Below are 26,000 nucleotides of genomic sequence, written 5' to 3'. Positions count from 1 at the left end.
GGCGGCCCGATGATGAACTGGCTTCTGCTCGCCTGGATCTGGCCGCTGCTGCTGGCACTCAGCTATCTGCCGGCGCTCATGCGCCCGGATAGTCAAAGCTGGGCGCAACTGCCCGCGCGCGCGGCCTTGCCCACCTGGCGCGCGAACCTGGTGGTGCTTGGCGCGTTGCCGGCGCTGGCCGCGGCCTTATGGGTTCCGGTCGGGACCGAGCTCAGCCTGCCCTGGCTGTTCCTGGGCACCCAGCTCGGCCTTGACGACATCGGCCGCGTCTTCCTCTTGGTGACCGCGATCCTCTGGCTGGCCGCCGGCCTCTATGCCGCTCAGAGCATCCGCGAGCCCGAGCGTGCGCGCCGCTTTCATGCCCTTTATCTGCTGGCGATGGCAGGCAATCTCTGGCTCATCCTGGGCCAGGATCTGTTCAGCTTCTATGCCGGATTCGCGCTGATGGGGCTAGCCTGCTATGGGCTGATCATCCATGACGCCCGCACCCAAGCGCTGCAGGCTGGCCGCGTCTACCTGGTGATGACCCTGATCGGCGAGGTTTGCCTATTCGTCGCCATCATCCTGATCGCACAGCAGACCGGCACCGAGGTTCCAAAGGCGGCGGATCTCGCGCGACTCGACACCGTTGCGGTAGCCTTCATCATCCTTGGCCTGGGGGTCAAGGCCGGCTTGGTTCCGCTGCATCTGTGGCTGCCGACCGCCTACGCCGCCGCGCCGACACCAGCCAGTGCGGTGCTCGGTGGCGCGATGATCAAGGTGGCATTGCTGGGCTGGCTGCGGTTTCTGCCGCTCGGCACCTCCGCCCTGCCCGAGGCGGGCACGGTGATCGCGGTGCTAGGACTGATCTCGCTGTTCTACGCGCTGCCGATCGGACTGCTGCAGTCCGATCCCAAGGCGCTGCTCGGCTACTCCAGCATCAGTAAGATGGGGCTGGCAGTGCTGTTGCTGGGCTTGATGCTGATCGAGCCCGAGCTCGCACCCGCGGGGATCATCGCCCTGACCCTGTTTGCCGCCCATCATGCACTGGTCAAGGGCGGACTCTTCCTCGGTGTCGGCCTGCGCCAAGATGGCGAGCGCCAGACCTGGCTCGCGGTCGGCATCCTGATCGGACTGGGGTTACTGGGCCTAGCGCTCGCCAGCGCTCCATTCACCAGCGGCGCCGTCACCAAGTATCTGATGAAGCCGGTGCTCGCCGCCGCGCCCTGGCCCTGGCTGCCGGCGGCGCTCGCCGTTGCGGCAGTAGCGACCACACTGCTGATGGTACGCTTGCTGTGGATCTTGGTCCTAGCGGACCCCCATCACCGAACCGCCGAGCCACGCGGCTGGGCGACGCTGGTCTGGGGTCTGATCGTCCTGCTGGTGCTGATCTTCCCATTTGCGCTCGGTGCGCCATCGAGTTGGCCAACCAACAGCTTGCCGGTTGCGATTGGCCTGGTCCTGGCTGCCTTGGTCGCGCTCGCCGCCTGGGCCAATCCGGATTGGCTGAAACCATTGATCGGTCTAATTCCCGCCGGCGACCTACTGGTCCTGGTGCGACCGGCTCAGGCATTGGTGGTGCGCATCGGCGCTGTCCTCAATCGGCCCTTGCTCGGCTTGCAAGAGCAGGTTCAGCAATGGGCGGTGACCCTTTTTGAACGCTTCTTTGGCACCGCTGCAGCCGATCCCGAACGTGGGCTCAGGGCCTGGCCTGTCGCCGGCGCACTCTGGATCGGCATCCTCGTTCTGCTGCTGAGCGCCATGCTGGCGGGATCAGCGGTGCTTGATGGCTCGAGCCCGGGGCCAACCGGATGAGGCCATGGCGCTTGCTCGTGGCTCGCGCTTGGGCTGGGCCCGTCGCCGAGGCGGCCTGTTGCCGCAGCCCTTCGCGGTGCTCGCAGACTCAGCGGCCTGTGGCCCTGCAGGCGCGAGGCTGACCTGATGACACCCTGGCTGCTACTCCTCGCTTGGGGCTGGCCGTTGCTCTTGGCATGGCCGACGGCATTTCAAGGTGGCCGCTGGCAGTCAGCCGGGCGCGTCAGCCGAAACAGCTCCCCATTGGCCACGCATCCAGACACCCACACGGGCAACCGCGCGGCCACTGCACGCTGGCGTTGGATCTTGCCGATGCTCGGCCCGCTGCCCGCCCTGGTCGCCGCCCTGACCCTGAGCGTTGGCACCCGGCTAGAGCTGCCCTGGTTATTCCTTGGCACCGCCCTCGGGCTGGATGCCACCGCGCAAGTCTACTTGCTGTTCACGGCCATCCTCTGGCTGGCCGCCGGGATCTACGCCGCCTTCGCCTTTCGCGGCACCCCGCACGTCGGGCGCTTTCACGCCCTGTTTCTGCTGACCATGGCCGGTAACTTCTGGCTCATCGTCGGCCAGGATCTGTTCAGCTTCTATGCCGGCTTTGCCATGATGGGCCTCGCCGCTTATGGGCTGGTGGTCCAGGATGGCAGCCCATTAGCGCTGCGCGCCGGCAAGGTCTACCTGGTGATGGCGCTGCTCGGTGAGGTGAGCCTGTTTGCTGCCCTGGTGATGATTGCGCAACAGACCGGCACAACCGAACCTTCGCCCGAGGATCTGACCCAGCTCACCGGCCTGCCCATCGCGCTCGCGCTGGTCGGGCTTGGCGTCAAGGCCGGGCTGGTGCCACTGCATCTCTGGCTGCCCCTGGCGCACCCAGCCGCCCCGGTGCCGGCGAGCGCGGTGCTCAGTGGCGCCATGATCAAGGTCGCGATCCTCGGCTGGCTGCGCTTCTTACCAGTCGGCGCCATCGCCTTGCCCGAGTGGGGTGGGCTGTTGGCTGCCGGCGGCGTGCTCACGCTGTTTTATGCGCTACCGATTGGCGTGGTGCAAGCAGACCCCAAGGCGATCCTGGCCTACTCCAGCGTCAGCAAGATGGGTCTGTTGATGCTCTCTCTGGGGCTGGTACTGATGGAGCCTAGCTTGGCGCCGGTCGGTGTCGCCGCCATCAGCCTCTACGCCGCCCAGCACGGACTCGCTAAAGGCGGCTTGTTTCTTGGCGTCGGGCTGCGCAAGCAGGCACCGGGGCAACCAGGCTTCATTCAGCCACTGGTGCTGGGCGGATTGATCATCCTTGCGCTGGCCTTGGCCGGGGCGCCCTTCACCAGTGGCGCGGTTGCAAAGTATGCCCTGAAGCCGGTATTGGCGGGCGCCGAATGGCCCTGGGTTGCTGCCGCGGTCACCGTCGCCACGCTGGGCACGACCTTACTCATGGCGCGCTTTCTCTGGGTGGTCGGCCTGCGTAGCAAGCGCTCTCCGCAGCCCGGCCTGCTCTGGCCTGGCATCGCCTGGTCGCTGCTGCTCGCGCTGGTGATCCTGTTCCCGTTCGCGCTCGGCAAGCCCGCAAGCTGGCTCAGCGATTGGCTGACCATCAGCCTGGGCATCAGCTTCGCGGGGCTGATCGCGCTCGGCGCCTGGCGCAATCCGACCTGGCTGTCGCCGGTGATCGGGCTGATCCCCGCCGGCGACCTGCTGGTGCTAGCGCGGCCAATCGGCCGTGTCGCAGCCAACCTGTGGCAGCAGCTCTGGCAACCCATCGACGCCCTACAGAACCGCATCAAGCAGGCCGCAATCAGCGGATTCGAACGGATCTTCAAGCGGCCTAACAGCGACGGAGAGAACGCACTGCGACGCTGGCCGATTGCCGGCGGACTCTGGATCGGCATCATCGCGCTCTTGTTGGTCGCACTCCTGGCGCGAAGCCCGCTATCGCAATCTGCCCCGAGCTCTGAGTCTAACGAGGTCAGGCCGCTACCGGCTCTAAGCAGTTGATCCGCACATCCTGGCATCGAAGCCTGCCCGCGTCGGCGGCGTTCGCGATCTGACAGCCGCGCAGGCCATGTTGCAGCTCGCTTGGAGTCTGCGATGGTGCCCATTGAGGCTGCCGCCGCAAGCGTCGGCCAGGGTCCTATACTGGAAGTGAGGATCGAGGTAAACGCGAACGGGTACTTCCGAGGGTTTCCGCCCTTGCTCTGAAACCGAGAGGTCTAGGCTACCCGATGCCGTCGCCTGTGCACGGTCCTCGGGAGGATCAGATGAACACAGCGATCGACCATGAGCGGGCCTCGTATCCAATGCCAACCGGGGCGCGAAGCAACTCGGGGGCGACCATGCCCAGCCAACAGGCGCCGGCTACCGCCGCACCCATCAGCGCGGATATCGCCGGCACGCTGGCCGGTCTATTCCGCTGCCGTGTGGCGCAAACCCCTTCGGCCATCGCCTATCGGCAGTACGAGCGGGGAGCTTGGCGCGATTACCGCTGGCAGGATGTCGCGAGTCTGGTGTTGCGCTGGCAGCATGGGCTGGCGGGTGAGGGCTTGCAGCCGGGCGAGCGCGTCGCATTAAGTCTGCCGAATGGCGTCGACTGGGTCTGTTTCGATCAGGCGGCCCTCAGCCTCGGGCTGGTGACAGTGCCGCTCTATACCACCGACAGCCCCGGTAATCTGGCGCATATCCTGTCCGACTCTGGTGCGCGTTTGCTGCTGTTAGACACTGATGCACAGTGGGCTGCGCTGCAGTCGCAGGGCGCCGAGCTGCCTGCCCTGCGGCGGGTACTCTGCCGGCAGATCACCCTGCGCCCGGCCAACAATTCAAGCGCGACGAGTGCGATCAAGGGCACAAGCACGACCACGCGTCCAACACGTCAGCGCCCAAGCCAAAGCCTACGCCGCCTCGCGGATTGGCTTCCAGACAGCGCGGACATCCCGGAGGCTCAGTCGCTTGCGCAGACGAAGACCAACCCGAATGCCCTTGCGACCCTGGTCTATACCTCCGGGACCACCGGGCCACCAAAGGGCGTGATGCTGACGCATCGCAATATCCTGTCCAATGCCGAGGCGATCCAGTCGCGGGTTCCGGCCTGGCCGAGCGATTGCTTTCTCTCCTTCCTGCCGCTGGCGCATGCCTTCGAGCGCACCGTCGGCTACTACCTGCCGATGATGGCCGGCGCGAGCGTTGCCTATGCGCGCTCCGTCGAACAGTTGCGCGAGGATCTGCTGCAGATTCGCCCGAGCGTGCTGCTGGCAGTGCCGCGGGTCTTCGACAAGGTCTATCTGGCCATCCAAGCCAAGCTCGGCGAGCAGGGCCTGAAGCGCCTGCTGTTTGACAGGACGGTAGCACTGGGCTGGCATCGGTTTCAGGCAGCGCAGGGGCAGCGTTCGCCGCCAGGCATCATCGATCGTCTGCTGTGGCGGCTGTTGCGGTACAGCGTCGCGCGGCCGGTGCTGGAACGCTTCGGCGGTCGAATGCGGGTCGCGGTGAGCGGAGGGGCGCCCTTGTCGCCGACCGTCGCACGCCTGTTCGTGGGGCTCGATCTCCCCCTGACCGAGGGCTATGGACTGACCGAGGCCGCGCCAGTGGTCTCCAATAGTACCCCCGATGCGTTCATCCCCGGCTGGGTGGGCAAACCGCTGCCGGGCATTGAGGTTCGCCTGGGGCCTAAGGACGAGCTCTGTGTCCGCGGACCCAACGTCGGCCTCGGCTATTGGCAGCAGCCGCAGGCAACCACTCAGGCCATCGACGCCGAGGGCTGGCTGCATACCGGCGATGTCGCCGAGCTGCGTGACGGCGCTATCGGCATCCGCGGTCGGCTCAAGGAGATCCTGGTCACCTCGACGGGCCAGAAGGTACCGCCAGCGGACATGGAGAATGCCCTGACCATGGACCCACTCTTGGACCAAGCGATGCTGGTCGGTGAAGGGCGCCCCTACCTGGCGGCCGTGCTGGTGCTCGCGCGCGCGCCCTGGCAGCAGCTCGCCAGCGGGCTTGGCCTGGATGCCAATGACCCAACCAGCCTGACTGATCCGCGTGCCATCGCCGCGGTGCAGGCCCGGGTTGAGGCGCGCTTAGCCAGCTTCCCTGGCTACGCCCGCGTCCGTGCGCTGCATCTGACCCTGGATGCCTGGACGATTGCAGACGGAGACCTGACGCCGACCATGAAGCTCAAGCGCCCCGCACTGCAGCGGCGCTTCGCCGCGGCCATCGAGGCCCTGTACCAACCGTCGCCCTCGGTCGCATCCGATGCCAGCTCAAAGACCAACTGAAACGGAGCTCAACGGATCGGCACTCCGGCAGCCACCAGGCCGTGGTGACCTGGACGACGCCAGCGGCGCGGCGGCTGCCGATCTTGCCGCTCGCTTGCTCGATATCCTGCGCGATTTCGCTCGGGATAACGGCATCGATCAAGCGCTCGACAGGATCGGCCTCGACAGCCGGCTCGAGGCTGATCTCGGGCTGGATAGCCTGGGCCGCTCGGAGCTGATCGCTCGGCTGGAGCGCGGTCTTGGCTGTCGTTTATCGGACGAGGCGCTGCTGGCGGCAACCGCCGCTGATCTCTTGACGCTGGCCCGCGCCGACTCGGCGAGTGCCGCGCCTGCTAACACCCATGCCGCCGCTGCGATGTCCTCTAGCCATGAGGCTGGGGCCGCGATGCCTGCCGAAATCCCTGTTGGGGACAGGGCTGCGGTGTCGGCCAAAGCCCATGCCCATGCCCATGCCAAGGCCGAGGCGTCTGCCGAGAGCGAGACGGCATGGCCAACTGCGAGGTTGCCTACCCATGCCGAGACCTTGCTTGAGATGCTGGACTGGCATCTCGAGCGACAGCCATCAAAGACGCATATCCTGCTCTACGAGAGCGAGGATCAGCCACGTCCAATCAGCTACGCAGACCTCGCCGAGGGCGCAGCCCGGATGGCCGGCGGGCTGCGCGCGGCCGGCCTCCAGCCGCAGCAGACCGTTGCCCTGATGTTGCCCACGGGGGCCGATTATTTTCAGGGCTTTTTCGGCGTCCTGCAGGCCGGCGGCATTCCGGTCCCGATCTATCCGCCGGCGCGCCCAGAGCAGATCGAGGAGCACTTGCGCCGGCATGTCGGAATCCTCACCAATGCCGGCGCCCGCGTCTTGATCACGCTGCCCGAGGCACTGCGGGTGGCGCGCTTGCTGCGGGCCTGGGTGCCTTCGCTGCAGGCAGTGCTGACGCCCCAGTCATTCGCCGACGTGACACCGGCCGCTCTGACTGCACATCCTCAGCCCGACGACATCGCGCTACTGCAATACACCTCGGGCAGCACCGGCGCCCCCAAGGGCGTGGTGCTGAGCCATGCCGATCTGCTCGCCAACATCCGCGCCATGGGTAGCGCGGTCGCGGCACGCCCGGATGACTGCTTCGTCAGCTGGCTGCCGCTCTATCACGACATGGGGCTGATCGGGGCTTGGCTCGGCAGCCTCTGTTTCGGTATTCCGCTCGTCTCCATGTCGCCGCTATCCTTCCTGGCGCGGCCTCTGCGTTGGCTGAAGGCGATTGATACCCATCGTGGCAGCCTCTCCGCCGCGCCCAATTTCGCCTATGAGCTCTGCCTCAAGCGTATCCAAGATGAGGATCTCGACGACCTGGATCTGAGCTGCTGGCGGCGCGCACTCAACGGCGCCGAGCCGGTCGGGTCCGAGACCCTGCGCCGCTTCGCCGAGCGCTTCGGTCGCTGCGGCTTGCGTGCTGAGGCCCTAGCGCCGGTATACGGTCTGGCCGAGGCCGCGGTGGGGCTGACCTTTCCGCCAGCAACCCGTGGTCCGGTGGTCGACTGCATCGATCGCGAGCGCTTCGCGGTCTCCGGCGAGGCACTCAGGATGCCCTGCCAGGATACGCATGCGATGCAGGTCGTGAGCTGCGGGCGGCCTCTGTCTGGCTATCGCCTGCGCATCCTGGATCAGGACGGACAGCCACGCCCCGAGCGGCTTGAGGGGCGGCTCTACTTTCAAGGTCCGTCGGCGACACGCGGCTATTATCGGAATCCGCAGGCCACCGCGGCGCTGATTCAAGACGGCTGGCACGACACCGGCGACCGCGGCTATCTCGCCGCCGGCGAGCTCTACCTGACCGGCCGCATCAAGGATCTGATCATTCGCGGTGGCCGGAACCTTTACCCTTACGAGGTCGAGCAGGCGGTCGGCGAGCTGAGCGGCGTGCGCAAGGGCTGCGTGGTGGCCTTCGCCGCGGCCGATGAGGCCCACGGCAGCGAGCGGCTGGTGCTGGTCGCCGAGACCCGCGAGCGCGATCCGACGCGCCGCACCGCGCTCTTACAACGGGTTCGAGCGCGCGCGACCGAGGTGCTCGGCTCGCCGCCCGACGAGATCCTCCTGGTTCCGCCCCGATCGGTGCTCAAGACCTCCAGTGGCAAGCTGCGCCGAGGCGCGACACGCGAGCGGTGGTCCGCCGGCCGCTTGACCCATGCGCCCCCCGCCCCGTTCTGGCAACTGCTCAGACTCGGCGTGGCCGGGCTGCTGGCCAGCTCGGCGCGCTCGCTACAGCATCTGCCGGCACAGCTCTATGCCGGCTATGCTTGGCTGTTGTTTGGCCTCATCGCGCCTTGGGTCTGGTTAGGCATCATGACGCTGCCGCGGCTGCGTTGGCGCTGGCGGCTGGTGCGCGCCGGCGTTGGCCTGTTGCGGCGGCTGGCCTTTGTCTCCTTGACAGTGCGCGGGGCCGAGCGGATACCCGCTCCGAACCAACCCTTCGTCATCGCCAGCAATCATCAGAGCTATCTCGATGTGGCGGCGCTGGTCGAGGCCATCGATCGACCCCTCGCCTTTGTCGCCAAGCAAGGTCTCAAGACAAACCCCTTGGTCCGCTGGCCTCTGGAACGCCTCGGCACCCTCTTCGTCGATCGCTTCGATCTACTGCGCGGCCCCGAGGAAGCGCGCCGATTTGCCGCGGCACTGGCGCGGGGTCAAACCCTGGGGTTCTTCCCGGAAGGCACCTTCCTCGAGCGTCCCGGACTGCTGCCATTTCGGATGGGCGCCTTTCTGGCCGCCACCGCCGCCGGCGTGCCGCTGCTGCCGGTCGCCTTACGCGGCACCCGCGAGCTGATGCGCGGCACCCGCTTCTTTCCGCATCCGGGCCGCGCCCTGATCGAGATCGGCGAGCCGATCTGGCCTGAAGACGAGAGCTGGCGCTCAGCCGTTCAGCTGCGCGATCAAGCACGCGCCTTCATCGAGCCGAGGTGCGAACAGTCTGCTGCCGATTCAGATTCAAGCAGCTCTATTTGTACAGAGTAAAACGTTAGCGGTGATCTGCGGGATGTCATCAGAGAGCAATGAACAGCGGCCTAAGGTGTCGCCCGTCGCCTGAGAACCTCGTAGAGGCAGATGCCGGCGGCGACCGAGACGTTAAGGCTCTCGACACGACCGCGCATGGGTAGGGACGCCAAGAGATCGCAGCGTTCTTGGGTAAGGCGGCGCAGACCCGTGCCCTCGCTGCCCAGCACCAATGCGGTCGGACCGGAGAGATCGGTCTCGAAGAGGGTCGCTGGGGCCGCATCCGCAAGCCCAATCAACCAGATGCCGCGCGCCTTGAGCGCCTCCAGCGTGCGCGACAAGTTGGTGACCTGAACAAAAGGGATCGAGTCAGCCGCACCGCTAGCGACCTTGACCGCCACCGGGGTCAACCCAACCGCCTTGTCCTTGGGCGCGATCACGGCGGTCGCGCCAGCACCATCGGCGCTGCGCAGACAGGCACCAAGGTTGTGTGGATCTGTCACCCCGTCCAGCACCAACAGCAGCGGTGGCTGCTCGGCGGCATCGAGGAGGCGCTCAAGGTCATGCTCGGTCAGCGCCGCCGGCATTCGCACCCAGGCGAGCGCGCCTTGGTGATTACCGCCTTGCGCGGCTTGATCGAGCGCATCGCGATCCAACTGTCTCACCGCGACACCGGCCGCGCGGGCCAACGCCGCCAACTCCGCCAATCGGCGGTCGCGACGACTTCGGTCCAGCCATAATTCGGCAACGCCAGCAGGGCCAAACTTGAGCGCGCTGCGGACGCTGTTGATCCCCAGTGTCGCGGCGGTGTTCGCCGCACGGCTCATCGGCCCGGCCTCAGCGCGGCCATCAGCGCGAACCTGTTCAAGCCGCTGGCTTCTTACGCCGCCGCGAGCGCGAACGCCGCTTCGGCGTCGCTTTGGCGACGATTGGCGCAGCCAACACGAAGTCGATCTTACGATCCTGCAGATTGACCGCCGCCACCTTGACGCGCAAACGGTCGCCGAGGCGATAGACCTGACCCGTGCGCTCGCCGGTCAGCCGATGCCCGACCGGATCGAAGTGGTAGTAATCATTGTCGAGCGCGGTGATATGCACCAGGCCGTCGACATAGACCCCATCTAGCTCGACGAAGAGGCCGAAACCTTGCACGCTGGTGATGGTGCCGTCGAACTCCTCGCCCAGCTTGTCGCGCATGAACTCGCATTTGAGCCAGTGCTCGACATCGCGGGTGGCCTCGTCGGCACGCCGCTCGGTGCCCGAGCAATGCTCGCCGACCTGCTGCAGCTCCGGTTTCGAGTAGTCGAGATCGGCCGCAGTGCCGCCGGCGAGGATGTGCTTGATGATGCGATGGACGATCAGGTCCGGATAGCGGCGGATCGGCGAGGTGAAATGGGTATAGGCATCGTAGGCCAAGCCAAAGTGACCGACATTGTCCGAGCTGTACATGGCCTGCTGCATCGAGCGCAGCAGCACGGTCTGGATCAGATGGAAATCCGGTCGGCCGCGCACTGCATCCAGCAGAGTGCCGTAATCCTTCGCCGTCGGCTTGTTGCCACCGGGTAGGTTCAGGCCCAGCTCGGCTAAGAATTCGCGCAGATCGGAGAGCTTCTCCTCCTTCGGCGTCTCGTGGATGCGATAGAGCGCCGGCATCTTCTTGCGCTGGAACAGCCGCGCCGCGGCGACGTTCGCGGCCAGCATGCACTCCTCGATGATGCGATGGGCATCGTTGCGCACCGTCGGCTCAATGCTCGAGATGCGTCCACCCTCATCGATGACGAACTTGGTCTCGACGGTATCGAAGTCGATCGCGCCGCGCGTGGCACGGGCGTCGATCAGCGCCTGATACATCGCATAGAGTTCATGCAGATGTGGCAGTAGATCGGCATATTGTTCGCTCAGATCGACATCGTCCTCGACCAACATGGCCGCAACCTGGTCGTAGGTTAGGCGTGCATGCGAGCGCATCACGGCTTCAAAAAACCGCGTCCGCGTGACCTTGCCCTCGCGGTTGACGTACAGCTCGCAGGCCATACAGAGCCGGTCGACCTTTGGGTTCAGCGAGCAGAGTCCATTCGACAACACCTCGGGCAACATCGGGATCACGCGATCTGGGAAGTAGACCGAGTTGCCGCGGCCGAAGCCTTCCTGATCCAATGCGCTGTTCGGCGTCACATAGGCGGAGACATCGGCGATACAGACCAGCAGCTTCCAGCCCTTCGGCTTGCGCTCACAGAAGACGGCGTCATCGAAGTCGCGCGCATCGGCACCATCGATGGTGACCAAGGGCAGATTGCGCAGATCGGTGCGGCCGATCTTTGCCGCCTCCGGCACCTGCTCGCCGAAGGCCGTGATCGCCTGCTCCACCTCCGGCGGCCAGTGCACCGGCAGGTCATGCGCGCGGATCGAGATATCGGTCTCCATGCCCGCCGCCATGTGCTCGCCCAGCACCTCGGCGACGCGGCCGATCGGCTGGGTACGCTTGGTCGGCTGATCGGTGATCTCGGCAACCACGATTTGACCCTGCTCGGCACCACCGAGGCGATCGCTCGGGATGATGACATCATGGGTCAGCCGTTTGTTGTCCGGCACCACAAAACCCACGCCGCTCTCTGAATACAGCCGGCCGACCACACTCTTGGTGCTGCGCTCCAAGATCTCGACCACCGCGCCTTCGAGCCGCCCGCGGCGATCCTTTCCGGTCACCCGCGCAACGATGCGGTCACCGTGAAAAACCGCCCGCATCTCCTTCGGATAGAGATAGAGATCGTCACCGCCATCATCTGGCTTGACGAAGCCGAACCCATCGGGATGCCCGATCACTCGGCCGGCGATCAAGTCCCGCTTGTTGACCAGGCAGAAGGCCTCACGGCGGTTACGCAACAGTTGCCCATCGCGCACCATCGCGCCGAGCCGCCGCCCGAGTGCTACCAGATCCTCCTCGGCCGTTAGCCCGAGCAGTGAGGCAACCTCATCGAAACCGATTGGCGCGCCGTGCTCAGTGAGCTTTTCGAGGATGAACTCACGACTGGGGATCGGATTGTCGTACTTCTTCGCCTCCCGCTGCCGATGTGGATCTTGGTCTCTGGCGGATTGGGCTTTTTTTCTTCGTGCCACGCTGGTCTCTTGCTGCGTCGAATGATTTCCCTAGTCTACCGTTGACAAGGCTCCGTTGTCTCACTAAGCTTGCGGGCTTGTCGTGGTCGCAGCCGCGACATCCCACCTAGCCGAGGTGGCGGAATTGGTAGACGCGCATGGTTCAGGTCCATGTCTGGGAAACCAGGTGGAGGTTCAAGTCCTCTCCTCGGCACCATCATCGGTCTTGTTTTTCAATCGCTGCTGCGCGAGGACGTTGCGCCGCACCGAGTTATTGAGGCTCGATACAGCGACTCCGGCGGTGAATACCACCAGTGGTGGCTGTTTTGAGCCACTCCCCACCCGCTTGACAATATCCGGCAAGGCCAATAGAAAGACGCTGGGCGATCAACGCGGCCTGTGCTCAGGCTGCCAGGCTTGTTCGAGCAGCGCTCGGACTTCAGCATCAGTCGTCTGCGTGAAGGCCTGATACCACCGTCCGACGCCGATGAAAGGCTCCGGGGTGGCAAGGGCAACTACCTGAACCTGGTTGGCCTGCTCGCTAACCAGCTGCACCGCCTCGAGTGAAGCCACCGGAACCGCGACCACTAGCTCCGCTGGCCCCTGCGCCGCGGCGGCTTGCACGGCGACTCGCATGCTCGCGCCGGTGGCCAAGCCGTCGTCGACCAAGATGACGCAGCGCCCGCTCAGCTCCCGCGGCGGACGCCGGCCCCGATACAACTGCTCACGGCGCTCGAACTCAAGCCGCTCCACCTCGGTGATGCGATCGAGCTGCTGCTGCGTGATCGACAAGGCCCGAATGATCTCGGGATTCAGTACCCGCGCGCCGCCGGTTGCGATCGCACCCATCGCGAGCTCGGGTTGTATCGGCACGCCAAGCTTGCGCACCAGCATCAGATCGAGCGGCGCCTCCAGCAGGCGCGCCACCTCGGCGGCGACCGGCACGCCACCGCGCGGTAGCGCAAGCACGAGGAGGTCCATGCGTCCGCGGTAATCCAGGAGGGCCTCGCCGAGCAGACGCCCGGCTTCGGTGCGATCGGCGAAGGGTAGCGGCATGGTCGTGGTCCTCAATCGTCTGCGTGTCGGCTGCATGTGCTAGGCAAGACATGGACCAATGGTCAGTGATTCCTTGGGCTTTGACTGAAAACGATCCGCTCTGATCTGATCTGATCTGATCTGATCTGATCTGATCTGATGAAATCGTCGATGACAGCCCACTCACGCTGTCTAAGACAGCTCAAAATGCTCCAAGAACCAATCCCGGGCGAGCATCGACACGCTCTCCAGCTTGCCCGCCTCCTCAAACAAGTGACTGGCGCCGGAAACGATCTCCAGCCGTGGCTCGGTGCCCATCCTCCTTGCAGCATCGCGGTTCACCTCGAGCACGACGGGGTCGAGACTGCCAACGATCAATAGTGTCGGCTGCTCGACCCGCGGCAGATCCTCATCGGCAAGGTCCGGGCGCCCACCGCGCGAGACCACCACTCGGACCCACCGCGGCCGCCGGACCGCGGCACCCAGCGCTGCCGCCGCGCCCGTACTCGCGCCGAAGAGCCCGATCGGCACACCCGCGGTGCGCTGATCGGCAACCGCCCAATCGATGGCAGCCACCAGCCGTTCGATGAGCAGCGGTATGTCGAAGCGAAGCTCGGCCGTGCGTTGGTCGATCTCGTGCTCGCCGGGGGTCAGTAGGTCGAACAATAGGGTCGCCATGCGTCCTCGGTAGAGCACCTCTGCAACCGCCTGATTGCGACGGCTAAAGCGGCTGCTGCCGCTCCCATGCGCGAACAGCACGAGGCCAGCTGGATGCCGCGGAAGATGCAAAAAGCCAGGCAGGTTGCCGCCTTCGATCGGCACCTCAACATCGATTGTCTCGCGGGGTGACATTATCGATTACCTCTCAGATCGTCGTCTTCTTGCCGCACAAATCCCAACGCAACGCATTGAGCGGTCCAGACCAGTCCGCCCCAGCTCGCTCTAGACCAACGGCCAAAGCTAACCACGTCTCAAGCGGAAACGCGGCGCTGGGCCTCGACCTCACCCGGCTCGGTATGCGGCTCCAACGCATGCCGACCCTCCCCGCTCGAGTCGAACGCGCGTCCCGGTCGATCGGTCACCAGATCCCGATCCGGCAGCCGGTTCGCCGCGTCGATAAAGTCTTGCACCTCGCTCAGCGGCCCCTTTGGCGTATCAGCCGCATGGAGCGCGGCACGCGCCTCGTCGGCCACCAGCAGCCACATCGTTGCTTCAGACATCACCTCTCCTCCTCAGCTATCCAACCCTGGTTTTCTGCCTTCGCTCGACAACAACGCGCCTAATGCATCGCGACCAGCCGGTTTCAGTAGATGCGCGTCGAATAAGGCCGCCGCATCCCCGAGCGTCCCAGGCGCATAACCAGACATCGCGACCAACTTGAGCGAAGCCCTCGCTGCCATCGCCGACAGACGCCGCGCGACCTCGATGCCATCCATCTCGGGCAGACCGATATCGAGCAGCACCAGATCTGGCGGCGCCACGGCAATCGTTGCCAAGGCGTCTGAGCCATTGCTGACGCCATTGGCCTGGTAGCCCATCAGCGTCAGCAACTGGATCATCGACTTGACAACCTCGGCATTATCATCGACGACCAAGACACGCAATCCTGGTGCCGACCCTGTGTGGAGCGCTGCTATCGCGGCCGGCTGGCGTGGCTGTTTCGCCTGCTCCGACATCACTGGCAAGTAGACCTCGAACAGACTGCCACACTGCGGCCCGTCGCTGCGCGCCTCAACCTGGCCACCCTGTAGCTCCACGAGCTGCTTCACCAACGTCAGTCCAAGGCCAAGCCCGCCATCAGCCCGATGCAGCGCACGCGGGGCTTGGCGATAGGCATCAAACAGCCCAGTGATCGCGTCGGCCTCGATGCCGCATCCACTATCCTCGATCTGCAGGCGGGCGATGTCTTCATCCGACCTAAGCCGGACGCTGATGTGACCACCATCATCGGTGTACTTAACGGCGTTATCCAGAAGGTTACTGACCACCTGAACCAAGCGCGTCTCGTCGGCGCATACCATTACTGGCGCATCAGGCAGCTCGACCTGGACCTGGTGCCGATGCTCCCGAATGACCGCCTCCATGGCCTGCAACGACTCTTGCACCAGCTCACGCAGATCGCGCGGCGCCATGATCAACTCGATCGAGCCGCGCCTAATCCGTGCGACATCGAGCAAATCCCGCACCAGCCGCTCCATGTGTCGCAGTTGTCGATCGATCAGCCGCAGCGCACGCGCATGCGCCACCGGGTTGGCATCACCGAGCAACAGCCGGTCCAAGACATTGCGCACTGAGGTCAGCGGATTGCGCAGTTCATGGCCAATCCTCGACAGCAGCTCGTTCCTGTGCTGACCGGCCACCTCGAGACCCCGCGCTTGCTCACGCAGACTCGCCTCTGGGGTGAGATCAGTGATCAGCGCAAACAGCCCAATGGTGTCGCCATCTTGGCGTTGATCCGGAATGCACTCGATACGGCAATAGCGTCGACCGACAACAGACAATGGTAGCCAAGCATCAAATCGGACCACTTCGCCAGCCAGTGATTGCCGCAGGGGCTCGCGCAGGATCTCGAAGGCCGCCTCGCCCACCAGCTCGCGCACTGGCGTGCCCAGCAACACCTCGGGCTGAACTCCGAACCAGTTTGCGTAGGCGGCATTATTGAAACTGTAGCGCAGCACTGGCGTGATACGCGCGACCAGTACCGGCGTGGTATCGACTTGCGCCATCTCGGCTCCGCGTTGGCGCGCGGCCTCAGCGCGATCCTGTTGGCCCAATTCCAGCCCGTCGGTCGTCAAGCTGCCCCCCGATTCGGCATGCATTAAGAGAGCCCGGTACTCGCCACAGAGGTATCCTTGGCTCAGCCGATTAGACTCAGCCATGCAGCGCCCGGGATGGCCCAAGCATATTCAGCTCGAATCGGGCCGGTCTCCATCAGCAGAGCCACCCCATTGACATCGGATGATCCCGGATGCGCCGATGGGGGGAGGCTGTGGCCGCACCGATAGCGCAGCCCGAACCGAACGCCGCGATGAACGCTGACTTTGGATACTCTATGCATCCCGCGCCGCATCCCGCGCCGCATCCCGCGCCTCACCCGCTCAATCCGTGAGCAGATGCGGATAACCTTCACCATGTCCGCCGATCAACCATGAAGCTCATACAAAAGGCAGGCTCGATGCGCTCCTTCCAACACCCGTTCAGGCTGCTGCTCAGTGCACTCTGCCTGCTGGGTTCGATCAGCGGCGCCCGTGCCGCACCGCTGCCGCTGATGACTTGGAACATCGCAGGTGGCGAGATCACAGCCGCAGCCCTCGCCGCGCGTGTCGAGCAGGCGCTTGAGATCGTCGACCCGGTCGAGGTGTTGGTGCTGCAAGAGATCGTCTCGGAGGCCCAAGTAGAGGCGGCCGCCGACGCTGGCGGCTTCGATTATTGGGCGATCAGCGACTTCTCACCGCCGCTCAAGGTCACCAACGCCTGGCATAAGTCGCTTGAGGTCGCCGTGCTGTCTCGACGGCCGATCAGGTCGGCGGCCGAATGGGACACAACCGGGCGCAAGCGCAACGGCGACGGCCACCCGCCACGCACCTCTGTTCGCGGGGTACCGACGCGCGAGCTGCAAATCGACCTCAAGGCCAAGGCTGGCGATTATCCGCCCCCGCGCGGCTTCCTGCGCGTTGATCTAGCCGACGGCTGGACGCTGTACGCGGTGCACTGGAAATCGTCCCGCGGCAAACACTGCAGCGCTAGGGACCGTGCCAGCGCGCGCCTGCGCGAGCAACAGGCGGCGGGACTTGTCGCTGATGCAGTGGACGCCCTGGCGGCCGGACGCACGATCATTGTCGCCGGCGACTACAACATCCAGGCCCCGGGCCGGGTGCTGCGTGTCGGCACTCACCCGGACGTGGACTGTGCGCCAACCCAAGGCCGCTGCGAGGGCCTGTGCGGGCCCGGCGGACTCGATGGCTACGATGACAGCATCGCCATCCTGCTCGGGATGGACCCATCCGCGCGCCTGCTGTCCGGCGAGCTAGACGCAACCTATGTGCTCCGGCATTTCCCCGGTGGCGCGATCGACCACATCCTGGTCGCCGGACCAAAGGCTGACCGCTTCGCCACCGCGACGACGCCGACGGTCAGTGGAAAGCATTGGCTGGGGTCGGATCATCGGCCCGTCATCACGGACGCTGCCGAGACATCCACTAAGCCGTATTTCTGGATGCGATAGCGCAGTGTCTCCCAGGTGGTGCCGAGCGCACGCGCCGCAGCGGTGACGTTGTAGCCACTCGATCGGAAACACGCGATCCCGCGCCAGCAGTTCAGCGCGCTCGACGACATTGCGCAGCTCACGCACCTTACCCGGCCAATGGTAGCCCCCATCTGCCTTCGATACCGTACGATACCGTACCCGAGCATCGAGCACTGACGTTAGGCTGACAGCGATTCGCTGTCGATCACAGCCGCACAAGCGGTTGATATCAACCACAACTGGCTGAAAGACACCAATGCTTGCACAGATGTTCTTGCACAGATGCCGGATGTCCTACCGCACCAGCCCACTGTAGCCCAGGCTGCAACGCCACCACTGCAAGCGCTCGGCACAGGCGACACCGCTGCACCTCCCCTGCAACCGCGGACAGGCTCAGGACTGCGCCAATGGCAGCTCAAGGGTCGCGTGATCCTGGCTTAGCACCAATGCGCCGCCGCTCTCACGCACGACGCGCTCGACCGCTTTAAGCATCAGCCGATAATCAGCCCGCTCGGCCGGGATCGGAACGTCTGGCTCGCCTTCACTGACCAACCGCAGGCGCAGCCGCTGTCTCCGCTGATCCTGCTGGACGCTGAGCAACGGTTGTTGCGCGCACACCCCATTACAGGTATTGCCGATGCCGATCAGCCGTAACAGATGCACCAATGCTGCCTGCAAGCCTTGTTCGTCGGCTAGCACCACCGGCGCGTCCTCAGCCAGCCACGCCGCATCATCGAGATGCCTCGACGTACTCATATCGACACGACCGCCAAACGCCAAGACGACCTCTGCGGCGACCCTGGCAGCATCCAGCGGACGCTTGGGGCCGTCTGCAAACCGATTTGAGCGGACGCTCTGGGTCAGATTCGTCGACAGGGTCGAGACCGCATCGAGCACTCGTTGCAACCGCTCTGCGCGACCCCGCTCCTCCCCGAGTTCGATCTGCAGCGTCTCCAAGACTAATTCGATCACGCTCAGTGGCGAGCGCAGGCTATGCGCCTGCTCACGCGCTTGCTCCGCGAGCAGCGAACGGCGCTCTAGCTCGGTCAGGCGTTCGTGATTCGGATCGAGGGCTCCTGGCTCGACCTTAGCGATACTATTGGAACGGGACCTCGTGGTCATCAGCTTAGCTTCTCCGCGAACAAACGCTTGGCCAACTGCAGCAAGCGCATGAGCTTGCTGGCTTCTTGCTCTAGTCAGGGTTGAACAAGCATGGGTTGGGCCAATTCAACACCAACGTTGTTGTGTGCACTGTGGCAGGTCATCCTGCAATGAGGTTTGGACGAACGTCTCGGCAAGATCCGCTCTGGTCCGCTCTGGACGCGGCGAATCTGATTGCCGGGGTATTGCCGGACGCTCAAGCCATCTGCAAAAGCACAACGCCTTCAACCCCATGCAAGAGACCGCACAGGGGTCTGTAAGCATGATCGGTGCCGACACCTTGTCGCGGCACCCACGCTCAATACCGCCGACCCTCAACGCGCTGCATCCGCTGGTAAACTGATTCATGGTGCTGCGGCAGGCATGCAAACAGGTGCTGTGGCAGCCATGCAAACATCGGTGCACGCACACTAGTACGGCGTCTGCTCATCAATCAGTCAACCTCGTCGCCGTGCAGCAGGAGAATAGCGATATGCCCGATCGCACCGCTGAGCCTAGTCGCCGCCTGGCCGTGACCAGGGCCGTCGCCCTCTGCCTGCTGCTGTTGCTCCTGCTGAGCGGCTGCGATAACAAGACGCCGGCGGTGCCAACGCTTAACTGGTACGTCTTCGACGAGCCGTCCGGTGCCTTTGCTGAGGCGGCGCGGCGCTGCGCAGAGGGTTCCGACGGCGCCTATCGCATCAGGCTGCAGCCACTGCCAGCCGACGCCGACCGTCAGCGCGAACAGTTAGCGCGCCGGCTCGCGGCAGGCGATTCCGCAATCGATATCATTGGCATGGACGTGATCTGGACGCCGGAGTTTGCCGCCGCCGGCTGGATCATCCCCTGGCCCGAAGCACTCGCCCGGCGCGCGAGTGCTGATCGCATCGAGGCCACGATCGAGAGCGCGCGCTGGGCGAATCGCCTCTGGGCCGCGCCCTTCACGACCAACACCCAGCTCCTCTGGTATCGCAAAGATCGGGTCGAGACGCCGCCCGCGACCTGGGACGCGATGATCGAGCAGGCAGAGCGGATTGGCGAAGGTGGCCGCATCCAGGCTCAGGGCGCGCGCTATGAAGGGCTGACGGTGTTGTTCGTCTCGCTGCTGGCGTCAGCCGGCGGCGCCGTGCTCAGCGCCGACGGCCAGGGCACGGCATTGCCGCCGGGGCCGACCCATCGAGCGCTCGCGATCATGCAGCGACTGGCCCGCTCCCCGGCCACCGGTCCCGAGCTCGCTAACGCCCGCGAGGATCAGGCGCGACTCGCCTTCGAGGCCGGTGGCTCCGCGTTCATGCTCAACTACACCTACGTCTGGCCCAGCGCGCAAAACAATGCGCCACAAATCGCTCAGCACCTGGGCTGGGCACGCTGGCCAGCGGTTGACCCGGACCAGCCAAGCCGCGTCACAATCGGCGGCATCAACCTCGGCGTCAGCGCCTTCTCGCGCTACCCGGCACTGGCGCTGGACGCCGCCGCCTGTATCGCCAGCGCCGACAACCAGCGCATCGCCGCCGAACGCGGCGGACTGCCGCCGACCACCGCCGCCCTCTACGATGATCTGGTGGTGCGCGAGACCTTCCCCTTCGCCGACCTGCTGCGGGCAACGCTGCAGGATGCAGTGCAGCGTCCACGCTCCCCGCTTTACAATGACCTGTCGTTGGCTATCAGCCGCACGCTGCATCCGATGTCCGATATCGAGCCGGAGCGCGACCTCAGGCGGCTGCGGAATACGCTTGAGCGTGCACTGCACTCGCAAGGCCTGTTATGAGCGACGTTAAGAGCGATATTGAGAGCGACACAGAACGCCCTACTGGCAGCGACCTTGCCGGCAATACGGCGATCAATGCCCCAAGCGACGCCTCGAACAATGCCCCGAGCAATCCTGTCAGCCACCTGCGCAACCCCGCCGAGGAGCGCCTGGGCTGGCTGTTATGCACACCGGCGGTACTGGCGATGCTACTGGTGACCGCCTACCCGATCCTCTACGCGCTCTGGCTGTCGCTGTTCCGCTACGATCTGCGCTTCCCGGATCAGCGCGCCTTCGTTGGCCTCGCCAACTACGCGAGCGTACTGACCTCGCCGGTCTGGTGGCAGTCCTTGCTCAATACCCTAATCATCACCTTAGGCTCAGTGGCCTTGGAACTGGTGCTTGGCATGCTGCTGGCGCTCGTCATGCATCGGGTGCTGTTCCTGCGTCGAACCCTGCGCGCCTCGGTGCTGGTGCCCTATGCGACGATCACCGTGGTCGCCGCGCTGGCCTGGAAGTTCGCCTTCGATCCGGTGACCGGCTTCGTGAATCCCTGGCTTGGCCTTGAGCAGGCTTGGCTCGCGGAGCGCTGGTCCGCGTTCCTAGTGATCATTCTCACCGAGGTCTGGAAGACGACCCCCTTCATGGCGTTGCTGCTGCTCGCGGGCTTGACGCTGGTGCCGCAGGATCTGCTCGACGCGGCACGTGTGGACGGTGCCAACGCAGTCCAGCGCTTCGTGCGCGTCAGGCTGCCGCTGATGAAGAACGCCCTGTTGGTGGCGCTCCTGTTCCGCACCCTCGACGCCTTCCGCATCTTCGATACGGTCTATGTGCAGACCCGCGGCGCCCAGAACACCGAGACGGTCTCCATCCTCGGCTACCACAGCCTGGTGACGCGGCTGAACCTGGGCCTGGGCTCCGCGGTATCGGTGCTGATCTTCGGCTGCGTGGTCGCCATCGCGGTGCTATTCGTGCGCGGCTTCGGCACGAGTTTCGCGGCTGAGGATTGATCATGACGGCAGACAGAAGCTTGCTCGATAAACTCTTTTGGCGCGTCGGCAGCCTGCTGATCATCGCCTATGCCCTGCTGCCGATGGCCTGGATCTTATCGCTGTCGCTGAAGCCGGCGGCCGACCTCAACGATCAGCGTTTCCTGCCACGGCGCATCAGCCTGGAGCATTACCGGGCCATCTTCAGCGATGATCAGTTTCCGGCGGCGCTGTGGAACTCCATCGGCATTGCCAGCATCGCCACCCTGCTGTCGGTGCTGTGCGCGATGTTCGCCGCCTATGCCATCGTCCGGCTGCGCTTTCGCGGGCGGCAGCTGGTGCTGGCGGCGGCGCTGTCGATCGCCATGTTCCCGCCGGTGGCGATCATTGGCCCGCTGTTCGAGCTGTGGCGCGGGCTCGGCCTGTACGATAGCTGGCTAGGGCTGATCCTGCCTTACATGACCTTCACCCTGCCGCTGGCCATCTGGACCCTGGCCGCGTTCTTCCGCGAGATCCCCTGGGATTTGGACCAGGCCGCACGCGTGGATGGCGCGACAGCGTTGCAGGCGTTCCGTTATATCATCGTGCCGCTGGCCGCCCCCGGTGTGTTCACCGCCGCGATCCTGGTGTTCATCTTCGCCTGGAACGACTTTCTGTTCGCCGCCGCGCTCACCTCCACCAACGCCGCACGCACGGTGCCAGCGGCCATCGCCTTCTTTACCGGCAGCTCGCGCTTTGAGCTACCGACCGGCTCGATTGCCGCGGCATCGGTCGTGGTGACGGTGCCCGTGATGCTGCTGGTGGTGATCTTCCAGCGGCGCATCGTCGCCGGTCTGACCGCCGGCGCGGTGAAAGGCTGAGCGAGCGCCTTAACGACTGACTGAAGCATGTCCAGCATCAGCGTTGAAAACCTGACCAAGCGCTTTCCCGATGGCACCCTGGCGCTCAAGCCGACCAGCCTGACCATTGAAGACGGCGAGCTATTCGTGCTGGTGGGGCCGTCTGGCTGCGGCAAGTCCACCCTGCTGAAGTTGATCGTCGGACTCGAGCAGCCCAGCAGCGGCGAGATTCGCCTCGACGATGAGAGGGTCACGGGCCGTGATCCGAAAGACCGCAACATGGCCATGGTGTTCCAGAGCTACGCGCTCTATCCGCACATGAGCGTGCGCGACAACCTGGCCTTCCCGCTCAAGCTTGCCAAGCGCGATCGCGCCGAGATCGATCGGCGTGTCGAGCAGGCGGCGGCGCTGCTAGAGTTGGGGTCGATGTTGGATCGTAAGCCCGCGGCACTCTCCGGCGGACAACGCCAGCGCGTGGCCATGGGTCGCGCCATCGTCCGTGAGCCGGCCGCCTTCCTGCTCGATGAGCCGCTGTCGAACCTCGACGCCAAGCTCAGGGGGCAAATGCGCAACCAGCTCGCAGCGCTGCAACGGCGCCTTGGCACCACCACGGTCTACGTCACCCACGACCAGACCGAGGCCATGACCCTGGGTGATCGCATTGCCGTGCTGCGCGACGGCGAGATCCAACAGGTCGGCAGCCCGCAGGATCTCTATCGACGCCCGGCGAACCTGTTCGTCGCCGGCTTCATCGGCGCACCGGCGATGAACCTGCTGCCGGCGCGCATCGAGGGCGAGAAACTGCGGCTGCCAATGACTACGCTGCCGATCCCGGCTGGGTTACGCGATGCCTTGCCCGCCAACACTGAGGCAGTCATTGCCGGAATTCGCCCTGAGCATTTTCGCTCAGCCCAGCTCCGCCCAGAGTCCTTCCATCCAGAGCATTTACGTCCAGCAAATTTCCAGCGCGCCGAAGATGCCGAGGCGCATGCCAAAGACAATGAGCGACAAGAACGCGGGCGACAAAAAGGCGAGCCACTAGAAGGCGAGCCACTAGAAGGCGAGCTAAACGTCTGCGCCGATCTCGTCGAATGGCTCGGCGCCGATCTTTTCGTGCACTTCGATGTCGAGGCGGACTGCAACGCCGTGCCCGCGCTCCAACGCGAAACAACAGCGCAACAGAGCGGGGATTCGGCCGGCCCGCGGCGGTTGCGCGTCACCGCGCGCATCGCGGCCGACACCGAGGCAAGCGACGACGCCGAGATCGCACTCGCCATCGACCCCGCGCAGCTCCTGCTGTTCGACGCCAACAGTGGCAGGCGGCTCGGTTGATCTTAGACAGTGCAACTCGCACTGAACGAAATCCACCAGTCGCACTTCATGATGTTCATGATGGGTTCCGGACCCCAGCTGCCAGCCTAGCGCTCAAGGCTCTACAACAGAAACAGCGTTGCCAGCCCGAGGAAGATGAAGAACCCACCGGAGTCGGTCAGGGCCGTGATCATCACCGAGCTGCCGAGCGCGGGATCTCGACCCAACCGTTGGCGCAGCAGTGGGATCAGCACGCCCGCTGTTGCGGCAAGCAGCAGATTCAATGCCATCGCCGCGACCATGACCACCCCCAGTGGCAGATTCTGGTAGACCACCCCGGCAAAGACGCCGATCACACCGCCCCAGACCAGACCATTGATCAGCGCGACGCCCAGCTCTTTAACGATCAGCCGCCGCCAAGCCGAGGGCTGCACCTGCCCCATCGCGATCGCGCGCACGATCATGGTGATGGTCTGATTGCCAGCGTTCCCGCCGATGCCGGCGACGATCGGCATCAAAGCCGCCAGTGCGACCAACTGCGCGATCGAGTCCTCGAACAGATTGATCACGCGCGAGGCGATCACCGCGGTGACCAGATTGATCGCGAGCCAAGCCCAGCGATTCTTCACCGAACGCAAGATCGGCGCGAAGATGTCCTCCTCTTCCTCCAAACCGGCCTGGCTGAGGATCTCGGCCTCGTTCTCCTCTTGGATGTAGTCGACCACATCAGAGACGGTTAGCCTAGCGACCAGACGCCGCTGTTTGTCGACCACCGGCACCGATACGAGATCGTAGCGCTCGAAGGCATGGGATGCTTGGCGCGCCTCGTCCTCGGCGCGAAACAGGATCAGCTCACTGGCCTGCATCACAGCGCTGACGGGGGTCTCTGGCTCGTTGATGAGCAGCGCCTCAAGCGTGAGGATGCCACGCAAGCGCTCATCACGATCGACCACGAACAGCTTATCGGTATGATCGGGCAAGGCATCGAAACGACGTAGATAACGCGCCACCACCTCCAGCGTCACATCCTCGCGGACCTTGACCAGATCGAAGTCCATCAAGGCGCCGACCGTGCCCTCGGCATAGGACATCGCTTCGCGGACCTGCGCCTGCTCGCGCTGATCGAGTGCGGTCAAGACCTCTTGGGCGAGGTCCGCTGGGAGATCCGGGATCAGGTCGGCCAGCTCATCGGCATCCAGGGCCTCGGCCGCGGTCTTGATCTCGTCGCGGTCCATGGTCTCGAGCAGGCTTGGGCGCACCGCGTCTGAGACCTCGAGCAGGATGTCACCATCCTTGTCCGCCTTGACCAGATCCCAGAGGTAGAGCCGCTCATCCAACGGCAGCGACTCGAGGATGTACGCAATATCCGCCGGATGGAGACGATCGAGTTTGCGCTGCAGCCGCGCTAGATTTTGCCGATGGGTGATGTTCTCGACCAGTCGCTGATGCGGCATGCGCTGACGCCGCGTCACCTCCTCAACCAGTTGCTGTTTTGCCAGCAACTGCCGTACCTCGCGCAGATGCCGCTGGAGCAGGTCTTCATCGGGTCGCGGCAGGTCTGGCATCGGCATCAATCTCTAAGCAAAGGTCCAACCTGGGCGCCATCGCGCCGCCCATCATCGCTATCTAAATCAGAGCGCCTTCTTACAGAGGTCCCGTACTATGCCCTCAATGCTCATGTCATGCTTGAAATTTGGTGAGACGATTTTGTTGTATCTCTTAACCCTTAACCGTTCTATCTATTGCTGATTTTGGATTTCACGATTGACTATATCTAACATGTAATCATGCAACGTATATTCTGTGTTTCCCATAAAATGCTGAATGGCAATCGTCTGCCTGCTGAGAAGTAATAGTTTTAACGGAGTTACCCCATCTTCATGAAAATAGGAAGGGAACCTTTCCACTAAAGGAAGCGATTGTTTTTCTAACGTTTCAGGCGTTTTTCCTTGACTAAGATCAGCCTTTAATTGCTGAGCCGATTCTTCGGGGTTAATGGTTACCTCTTGATCAAAATAATCGGAAAAATCCATTGTGTGCTCAGCAAACGAAAATAGCTTGTTAATGACGCTAATCGAATCGACATGGGCCATATAGGGTTTGATGTAAGCATCAAAAAAAACGATGCCCTCAAGGGCTCTTTCAATCGATCGGATTTCTAGGTACATCTCATCGGCACTTTCGGAAAAAAAGGAACCAATAACAACGGGTCTCTGTTCCGCTGGAACGGCTGAATAAGAATACTTAAACGTGAGTTTTTTTGCTTCTTTCTGATAAAGCCAGACATATCTGTCACGACTAGCATCATAATCCATGCATTTCAGCTTGGAAAAGACTTTTTTTACCGCACGTTTGTCTTTTAGTCGATAGTAGAGTCTCACCGGCTGAACATATTCACCCGTGACCGTGGCTACCAATTTTCCATCTGCATTTGAAATAGACTTGTGACCAAATAATAATCGTTTTCTCATTGAAAAACATAGTTATTTTTGAGGTTGGCCAACCCTGCAACGACCAAGATCACCTGATCAGCCATGCGAGTAGCACGATTTCTGAACGTGTTG

At 63.9% G+C, this 26,000-nt stretch carries 19 protein-coding genes, 1 tRNA gene and 1 pseudogene; 10 read left to right on the top strand and 11 right to left on the bottom strand.

Going from position 1 to position 26,000, the window contains the following annotated elements; translation table 11 throughout:
• Positions 1 to 9 precede the first annotated feature (9 nt).
• The 4 genes from CCR96_RS13340 (at position 10) to CCR96_RS13320 (ending at position 9,054) form a co-directional block, all read left to right on the top strand.
• Positions 10 to 1,794 carry a complex I subunit 5 family protein gene (locus CCR96_RS13340; RefSeq protein WP_201220616.1) on the top strand — a complete coding sequence of 595 codons (1,785 nt, stop codon included), beginning with the start codon at positions 10 to 12 and terminating at the stop codon, positions 1,792 to 1,794.
• A gap of 126 nt (positions 1,795 to 1,920) precedes the next feature.
• Positions 1,921 to 3,777, top strand: coding sequence for a complex I subunit 5 family protein (locus CCR96_RS13335; protein ID WP_201220615.1), 1,857 nt, complete (start codon positions 1,921 to 1,923; stop codon positions 3,775 to 3,777).
• A gap of 263 nt (positions 3,778 to 4,040) precedes the next feature.
• Entirely contained in the window at positions 4,041 to 6,047 is a 2,007-nt protein-coding gene (locus tag CCR96_RS13330) for an AMP-dependent synthetase/ligase (RefSeq protein WP_420827271.1), read from the top strand.
• Positions 6,025 to 9,054 carry an AMP-binding protein gene (locus CCR96_RS13320; RefSeq protein WP_242519077.1) on the top strand — a complete coding sequence of 1,010 codons (3,030 nt, stop codon included), beginning with the start codon at positions 6,025 to 6,027 and terminating at the stop codon, positions 9,052 to 9,054. The genes CCR96_RS13330 and CCR96_RS13320 overlap by 23 nt, the downstream gene beginning before the upstream one ends.
• A 50-nt stretch (positions 9,055 to 9,104) precedes the next feature.
• On the opposite strand, the gene rlmB is transcribed toward CCR96_RS13320, so the two are convergent.
• Both rlmB and rnr read right to left on the bottom strand, forming a co-directional pair.
• Positions 9,105 to 9,860 (bottom strand): 23S rRNA (guanosine(2251)-2'-O)-methyltransferase RlmB, encoded by a 756-nt coding sequence (rlmB, locus tag CCR96_RS13315; protein ID WP_201220614.1) that lies wholly within the window; start codon positions 9,858 to 9,860, stop codon positions 9,105 to 9,107.
• Between the two features lie 37 nt (positions 9,861 to 9,897).
• Positions 9,898 to 12,150, bottom strand: a complete 2,253-nt coding sequence (rnr, locus tag CCR96_RS13310) for a ribonuclease R (protein WP_201220613.1) — start codon at positions 12,148 to 12,150, stop codon at positions 9,898 to 9,900.
• 109 nt (positions 12,151 to 12,259) lie between these two features.
• Here rnr and CCR96_RS13305 point away from each other — a divergent pair.
• Positions 12,260 to 12,346 (top strand) — tRNA-Leu (locus CCR96_RS13305).
• Between the two features lie 170 nt (positions 12,347 to 12,516).
• Here the strand turns inward: CCR96_RS13305 and CCR96_RS13300 are convergent.
• The 4 genes from CCR96_RS13300 to CCR96_RS13285 all read right to left on the bottom strand — a co-directional run bounded on the left by CCR96_RS13300 (position 12,517) and on the right by CCR96_RS13285 (position 15,959).
• Complete coding sequence (locus tag CCR96_RS13300; RefSeq protein WP_201220612.1) at positions 12,517 to 13,185, bottom strand: phosphoribosyltransferase; 669 nt, start codon at positions 13,183 to 13,185, stop codon at positions 12,517 to 12,519.
• 171 nt (positions 13,186 to 13,356) lie between these two features.
• Entirely contained in the window at positions 13,357 to 14,016 is a 660-nt protein-coding gene (locus CCR96_RS13295; protein WP_201220611.1) for a dienelactone hydrolase family protein, read from the bottom strand.
• Positions 14,017 to 14,135: 119 nt separating this feature from the next.
• Positions 14,136 to 14,384, bottom strand: a complete 249-nt coding sequence (locus tag CCR96_RS13290) for a host attachment protein (RefSeq protein WP_201220610.1) — start codon at positions 14,382 to 14,384, stop codon at positions 14,136 to 14,138.
• Positions 14,385 to 14,396: 12 nt separating this feature from the next.
• Entirely contained in the window at positions 14,397 to 15,959 is a 1,563-nt protein-coding gene (locus CCR96_RS13285) for an ATP-binding protein (protein WP_201220609.1), read from the bottom strand.
• 353 nt (positions 15,960 to 16,312) lie between these two features.
• Between CCR96_RS13285 and CCR96_RS13280 the strand changes: the two genes are divergently transcribed.
• Positions 16,313 to 17,389, top strand: coding sequence for an endonuclease/exonuclease/phosphatase family protein (locus CCR96_RS13280; protein ID WP_201220608.1), 1,077 nt, complete (start codon positions 16,313 to 16,315; stop codon positions 17,387 to 17,389).
• Here CCR96_RS13280 and CCR96_RS13275 read toward each other — a convergent pair.
• From CCR96_RS13275 to CCR96_RS13270, 3 genes and pseudogenes are all read right to left on the bottom strand, one after another.
• Positions 17,326 to 17,499, bottom strand: coding sequence for a helix-turn-helix domain-containing protein (locus CCR96_RS13275; RefSeq protein WP_338035880.1), 174 nt, complete (start codon positions 17,497 to 17,499; stop codon positions 17,326 to 17,328). The genes CCR96_RS13280 and CCR96_RS13275 overlap by 64 nt on opposite strands.
• Positions 17,480 to 17,584: pseudogene (locus tag CCR96_RS25740) on the bottom strand (hypothetical protein); the annotation flags it as partial. The pseudogene CCR96_RS25740 and the gene CCR96_RS13275, both read right to left, overlap by 20 nt.
• Positions 17,585 to 17,803: 219 nt before the next feature.
• The gene (locus CCR96_RS13270) at positions 17,804 to 18,532 is read right to left on the bottom strand and encodes a histidine kinase (protein WP_201220607.1); all 729 of its coding nucleotides are present in this window, start codon (positions 18,530 to 18,532) and stop codon (positions 17,804 to 17,806) included.
• A 511-nt stretch (positions 18,533 to 19,043) separates the two neighbouring features.
• On the opposite strand from CCR96_RS13270, the gene CCR96_RS13265 reads away from it, so the two are divergent.
• Genes CCR96_RS13265 through CCR96_RS13250 form a run of 4 tightly spaced genes read left to right on the top strand, consistent with a single transcriptional unit; the run spans position 19,044 to position 23,457 of the window.
• Complete coding sequence (locus CCR96_RS13265) at positions 19,044 to 20,318, top strand: ABC transporter substrate-binding protein (protein ID WP_201220606.1); 1,275 nt, start codon at positions 19,044 to 19,046, stop codon at positions 20,316 to 20,318.
• Positions 20,315 to 21,307 carry a carbohydrate ABC transporter permease gene (locus CCR96_RS13260; RefSeq protein ID WP_201220605.1) on the top strand — a complete coding sequence of 331 codons (993 nt, stop codon included), beginning with the start codon at positions 20,315 to 20,317 and terminating at the stop codon, positions 21,305 to 21,307. Before CCR96_RS13265 ends, CCR96_RS13260 begins: the two co-directional genes overlap by 4 nt.
• A gap of 2 nt (positions 21,308 to 21,309) precedes the next feature.
• Positions 21,310 to 22,146, top strand: a complete 837-nt coding sequence (locus CCR96_RS13255) for a carbohydrate ABC transporter permease (protein WP_201220604.1) — start codon at positions 21,310 to 21,312, stop codon at positions 22,144 to 22,146.
• Positions 22,147 to 22,173: 27 nt separating this feature from the next.
• A complete protein-coding gene (locus CCR96_RS13250; RefSeq protein WP_201220603.1) occupies positions 22,174 to 23,457 on the top strand; it encodes an ABC transporter ATP-binding protein in 1,284 nt (427 codons plus the stop codon).
• A 101-nt stretch (positions 23,458 to 23,558) separates the two neighbouring features.
• On the opposite strand, the gene mgtE is transcribed toward CCR96_RS13250, so the two are convergent.
• Together mgtE and CCR96_RS13240 are read right to left on the bottom strand one after the other, a co-directional pair.
• Positions 23,559 to 25,001: a magnesium transporter gene (mgtE, locus tag CCR96_RS13245; RefSeq protein WP_201220602.1), complete on the bottom strand. Its 1,443-nt coding sequence runs from the start codon at positions 24,999 to 25,001 to the stop codon at positions 23,559 to 23,561.
• A 174-nt stretch (positions 25,002 to 25,175) separates the two neighbouring features.
• Positions 25,176 to 25,907: a hypothetical protein gene (locus CCR96_RS13240; protein ID WP_201220601.1), complete on the bottom strand. Its 732-nt coding sequence runs from the start codon at positions 25,905 to 25,907 to the stop codon at positions 25,176 to 25,178.
• Positions 25,908 to 26,000 lie beyond the last annotated feature (93 nt).

The sequence above is a fragment of the Halochromatium roseum genome (assembly GCF_016653315.1).
Classification (GTDB): domain Bacteria; phylum Pseudomonadota; class Gammaproteobacteria; order Chromatiales; family Chromatiaceae; genus Lamprobacter; species Lamprobacter roseus.
This window is presented reverse-complemented; position numbering and strand designations above follow the sequence as displayed.

What these genes read in the sequence shown, in the direction of transcription:
- CCR96_RS13340 (WP_201220616.1), top strand. Translation starts at nt 10, where the DNA reads ATGATGAACTGGCTTCTGCTCGCCTGGATCTGGCCGCTGCTGCTGGCA.
- CCR96_RS13335 (WP_201220615.1), top strand. Translation starts at nt 1,921, where the DNA reads ATGACACCCTGGCTGCTACTCCTCGCTTGGGGCTGGCCGTTGCTCTTG.
- CCR96_RS13330 (WP_420827271.1), top strand. Translation starts at nt 4,041, where the DNA reads ATGAACACAGCGATCGACCATGAGCGGGCCTCGTATCCAATGCCAACC.
- CCR96_RS13320 (WP_242519077.1), top strand. Translation starts at nt 6,025, where the DNA reads ATGCCAGCTCAAAGACCAACTGAAACGGAGCTCAACGGATCGGCACTC.
- rlmB (WP_201220614.1), bottom strand. Translation starts at nt 9,860, where the DNA reads ATGAGCCGTGCGGCGAACACCGCCGCGACACTGGGGATCAACAGCGTC.
- CCR96_RS13300 (WP_201220612.1), bottom strand. Translation starts at nt 13,185, where the DNA reads ATGCCGCTACCCTTCGCCGATCGCACCGAAGCCGGGCGTCTGCTCGGC.
- CCR96_RS13295 (WP_201220611.1), bottom strand. Translation starts at nt 14,016, where the DNA reads ATGTCACCCCGCGAGACAATCGATGTTGAGGTGCCGATCGAAGGCGGC.
- CCR96_RS13290 (WP_201220610.1), bottom strand. Translation starts at nt 14,384, where the DNA reads ATGTCTGAAGCAACGATGTGGCTGCTGGTGGCCGACGAGGCGCGTGCC.
- CCR96_RS13280 (WP_201220608.1), top strand. Translation starts at nt 16,313, where the DNA reads ATGAAGCTCATACAAAAGGCAGGCTCGATGCGCTCCTTCCAACACCCG.
- CCR96_RS13275 (WP_338035880.1), bottom strand. Translation starts at nt 17,499, where the DNA reads ATGTCGTCGAGCGCGCTGAACTGCTGGCGCGGGATCGCGTGTTTCCGA.
- CCR96_RS13270 (WP_201220607.1), bottom strand. Translation starts at nt 18,532, where the DNA reads ATGACCACGAGGTCCCGTTCCAATAGTATCGCTAAGGTCGAGCCAGGA.
- CCR96_RS13265 (WP_201220606.1), top strand. Translation starts at nt 19,044, where the DNA reads ATGCCCGATCGCACCGCTGAGCCTAGTCGCCGCCTGGCCGTGACCAGG.
- CCR96_RS13260 (WP_201220605.1), top strand. Translation starts at nt 20,315, where the DNA reads ATGAGCGACGTTAAGAGCGATATTGAGAGCGACACAGAACGCCCTACT.
- CCR96_RS13255 (WP_201220604.1), top strand. Translation starts at nt 21,310, where the DNA reads ATGACGGCAGACAGAAGCTTGCTCGATAAACTCTTTTGGCGCGTCGGC.
- CCR96_RS13250 (WP_201220603.1), top strand. Translation starts at nt 22,174, where the DNA reads ATGTCCAGCATCAGCGTTGAAAACCTGACCAAGCGCTTTCCCGATGGC.
- mgtE (WP_201220602.1), bottom strand. Translation starts at nt 25,001, where the DNA reads ATGCCAGACCTGCCGCGACCCGATGAAGACCTGCTCCAGCGGCATCTG.
- CCR96_RS13240 (WP_201220601.1), bottom strand. Translation starts at nt 25,907, where the DNA reads ATGAGAAAACGATTATTATTTGGTCACAAGTCTATTTCAAATGCAGAT.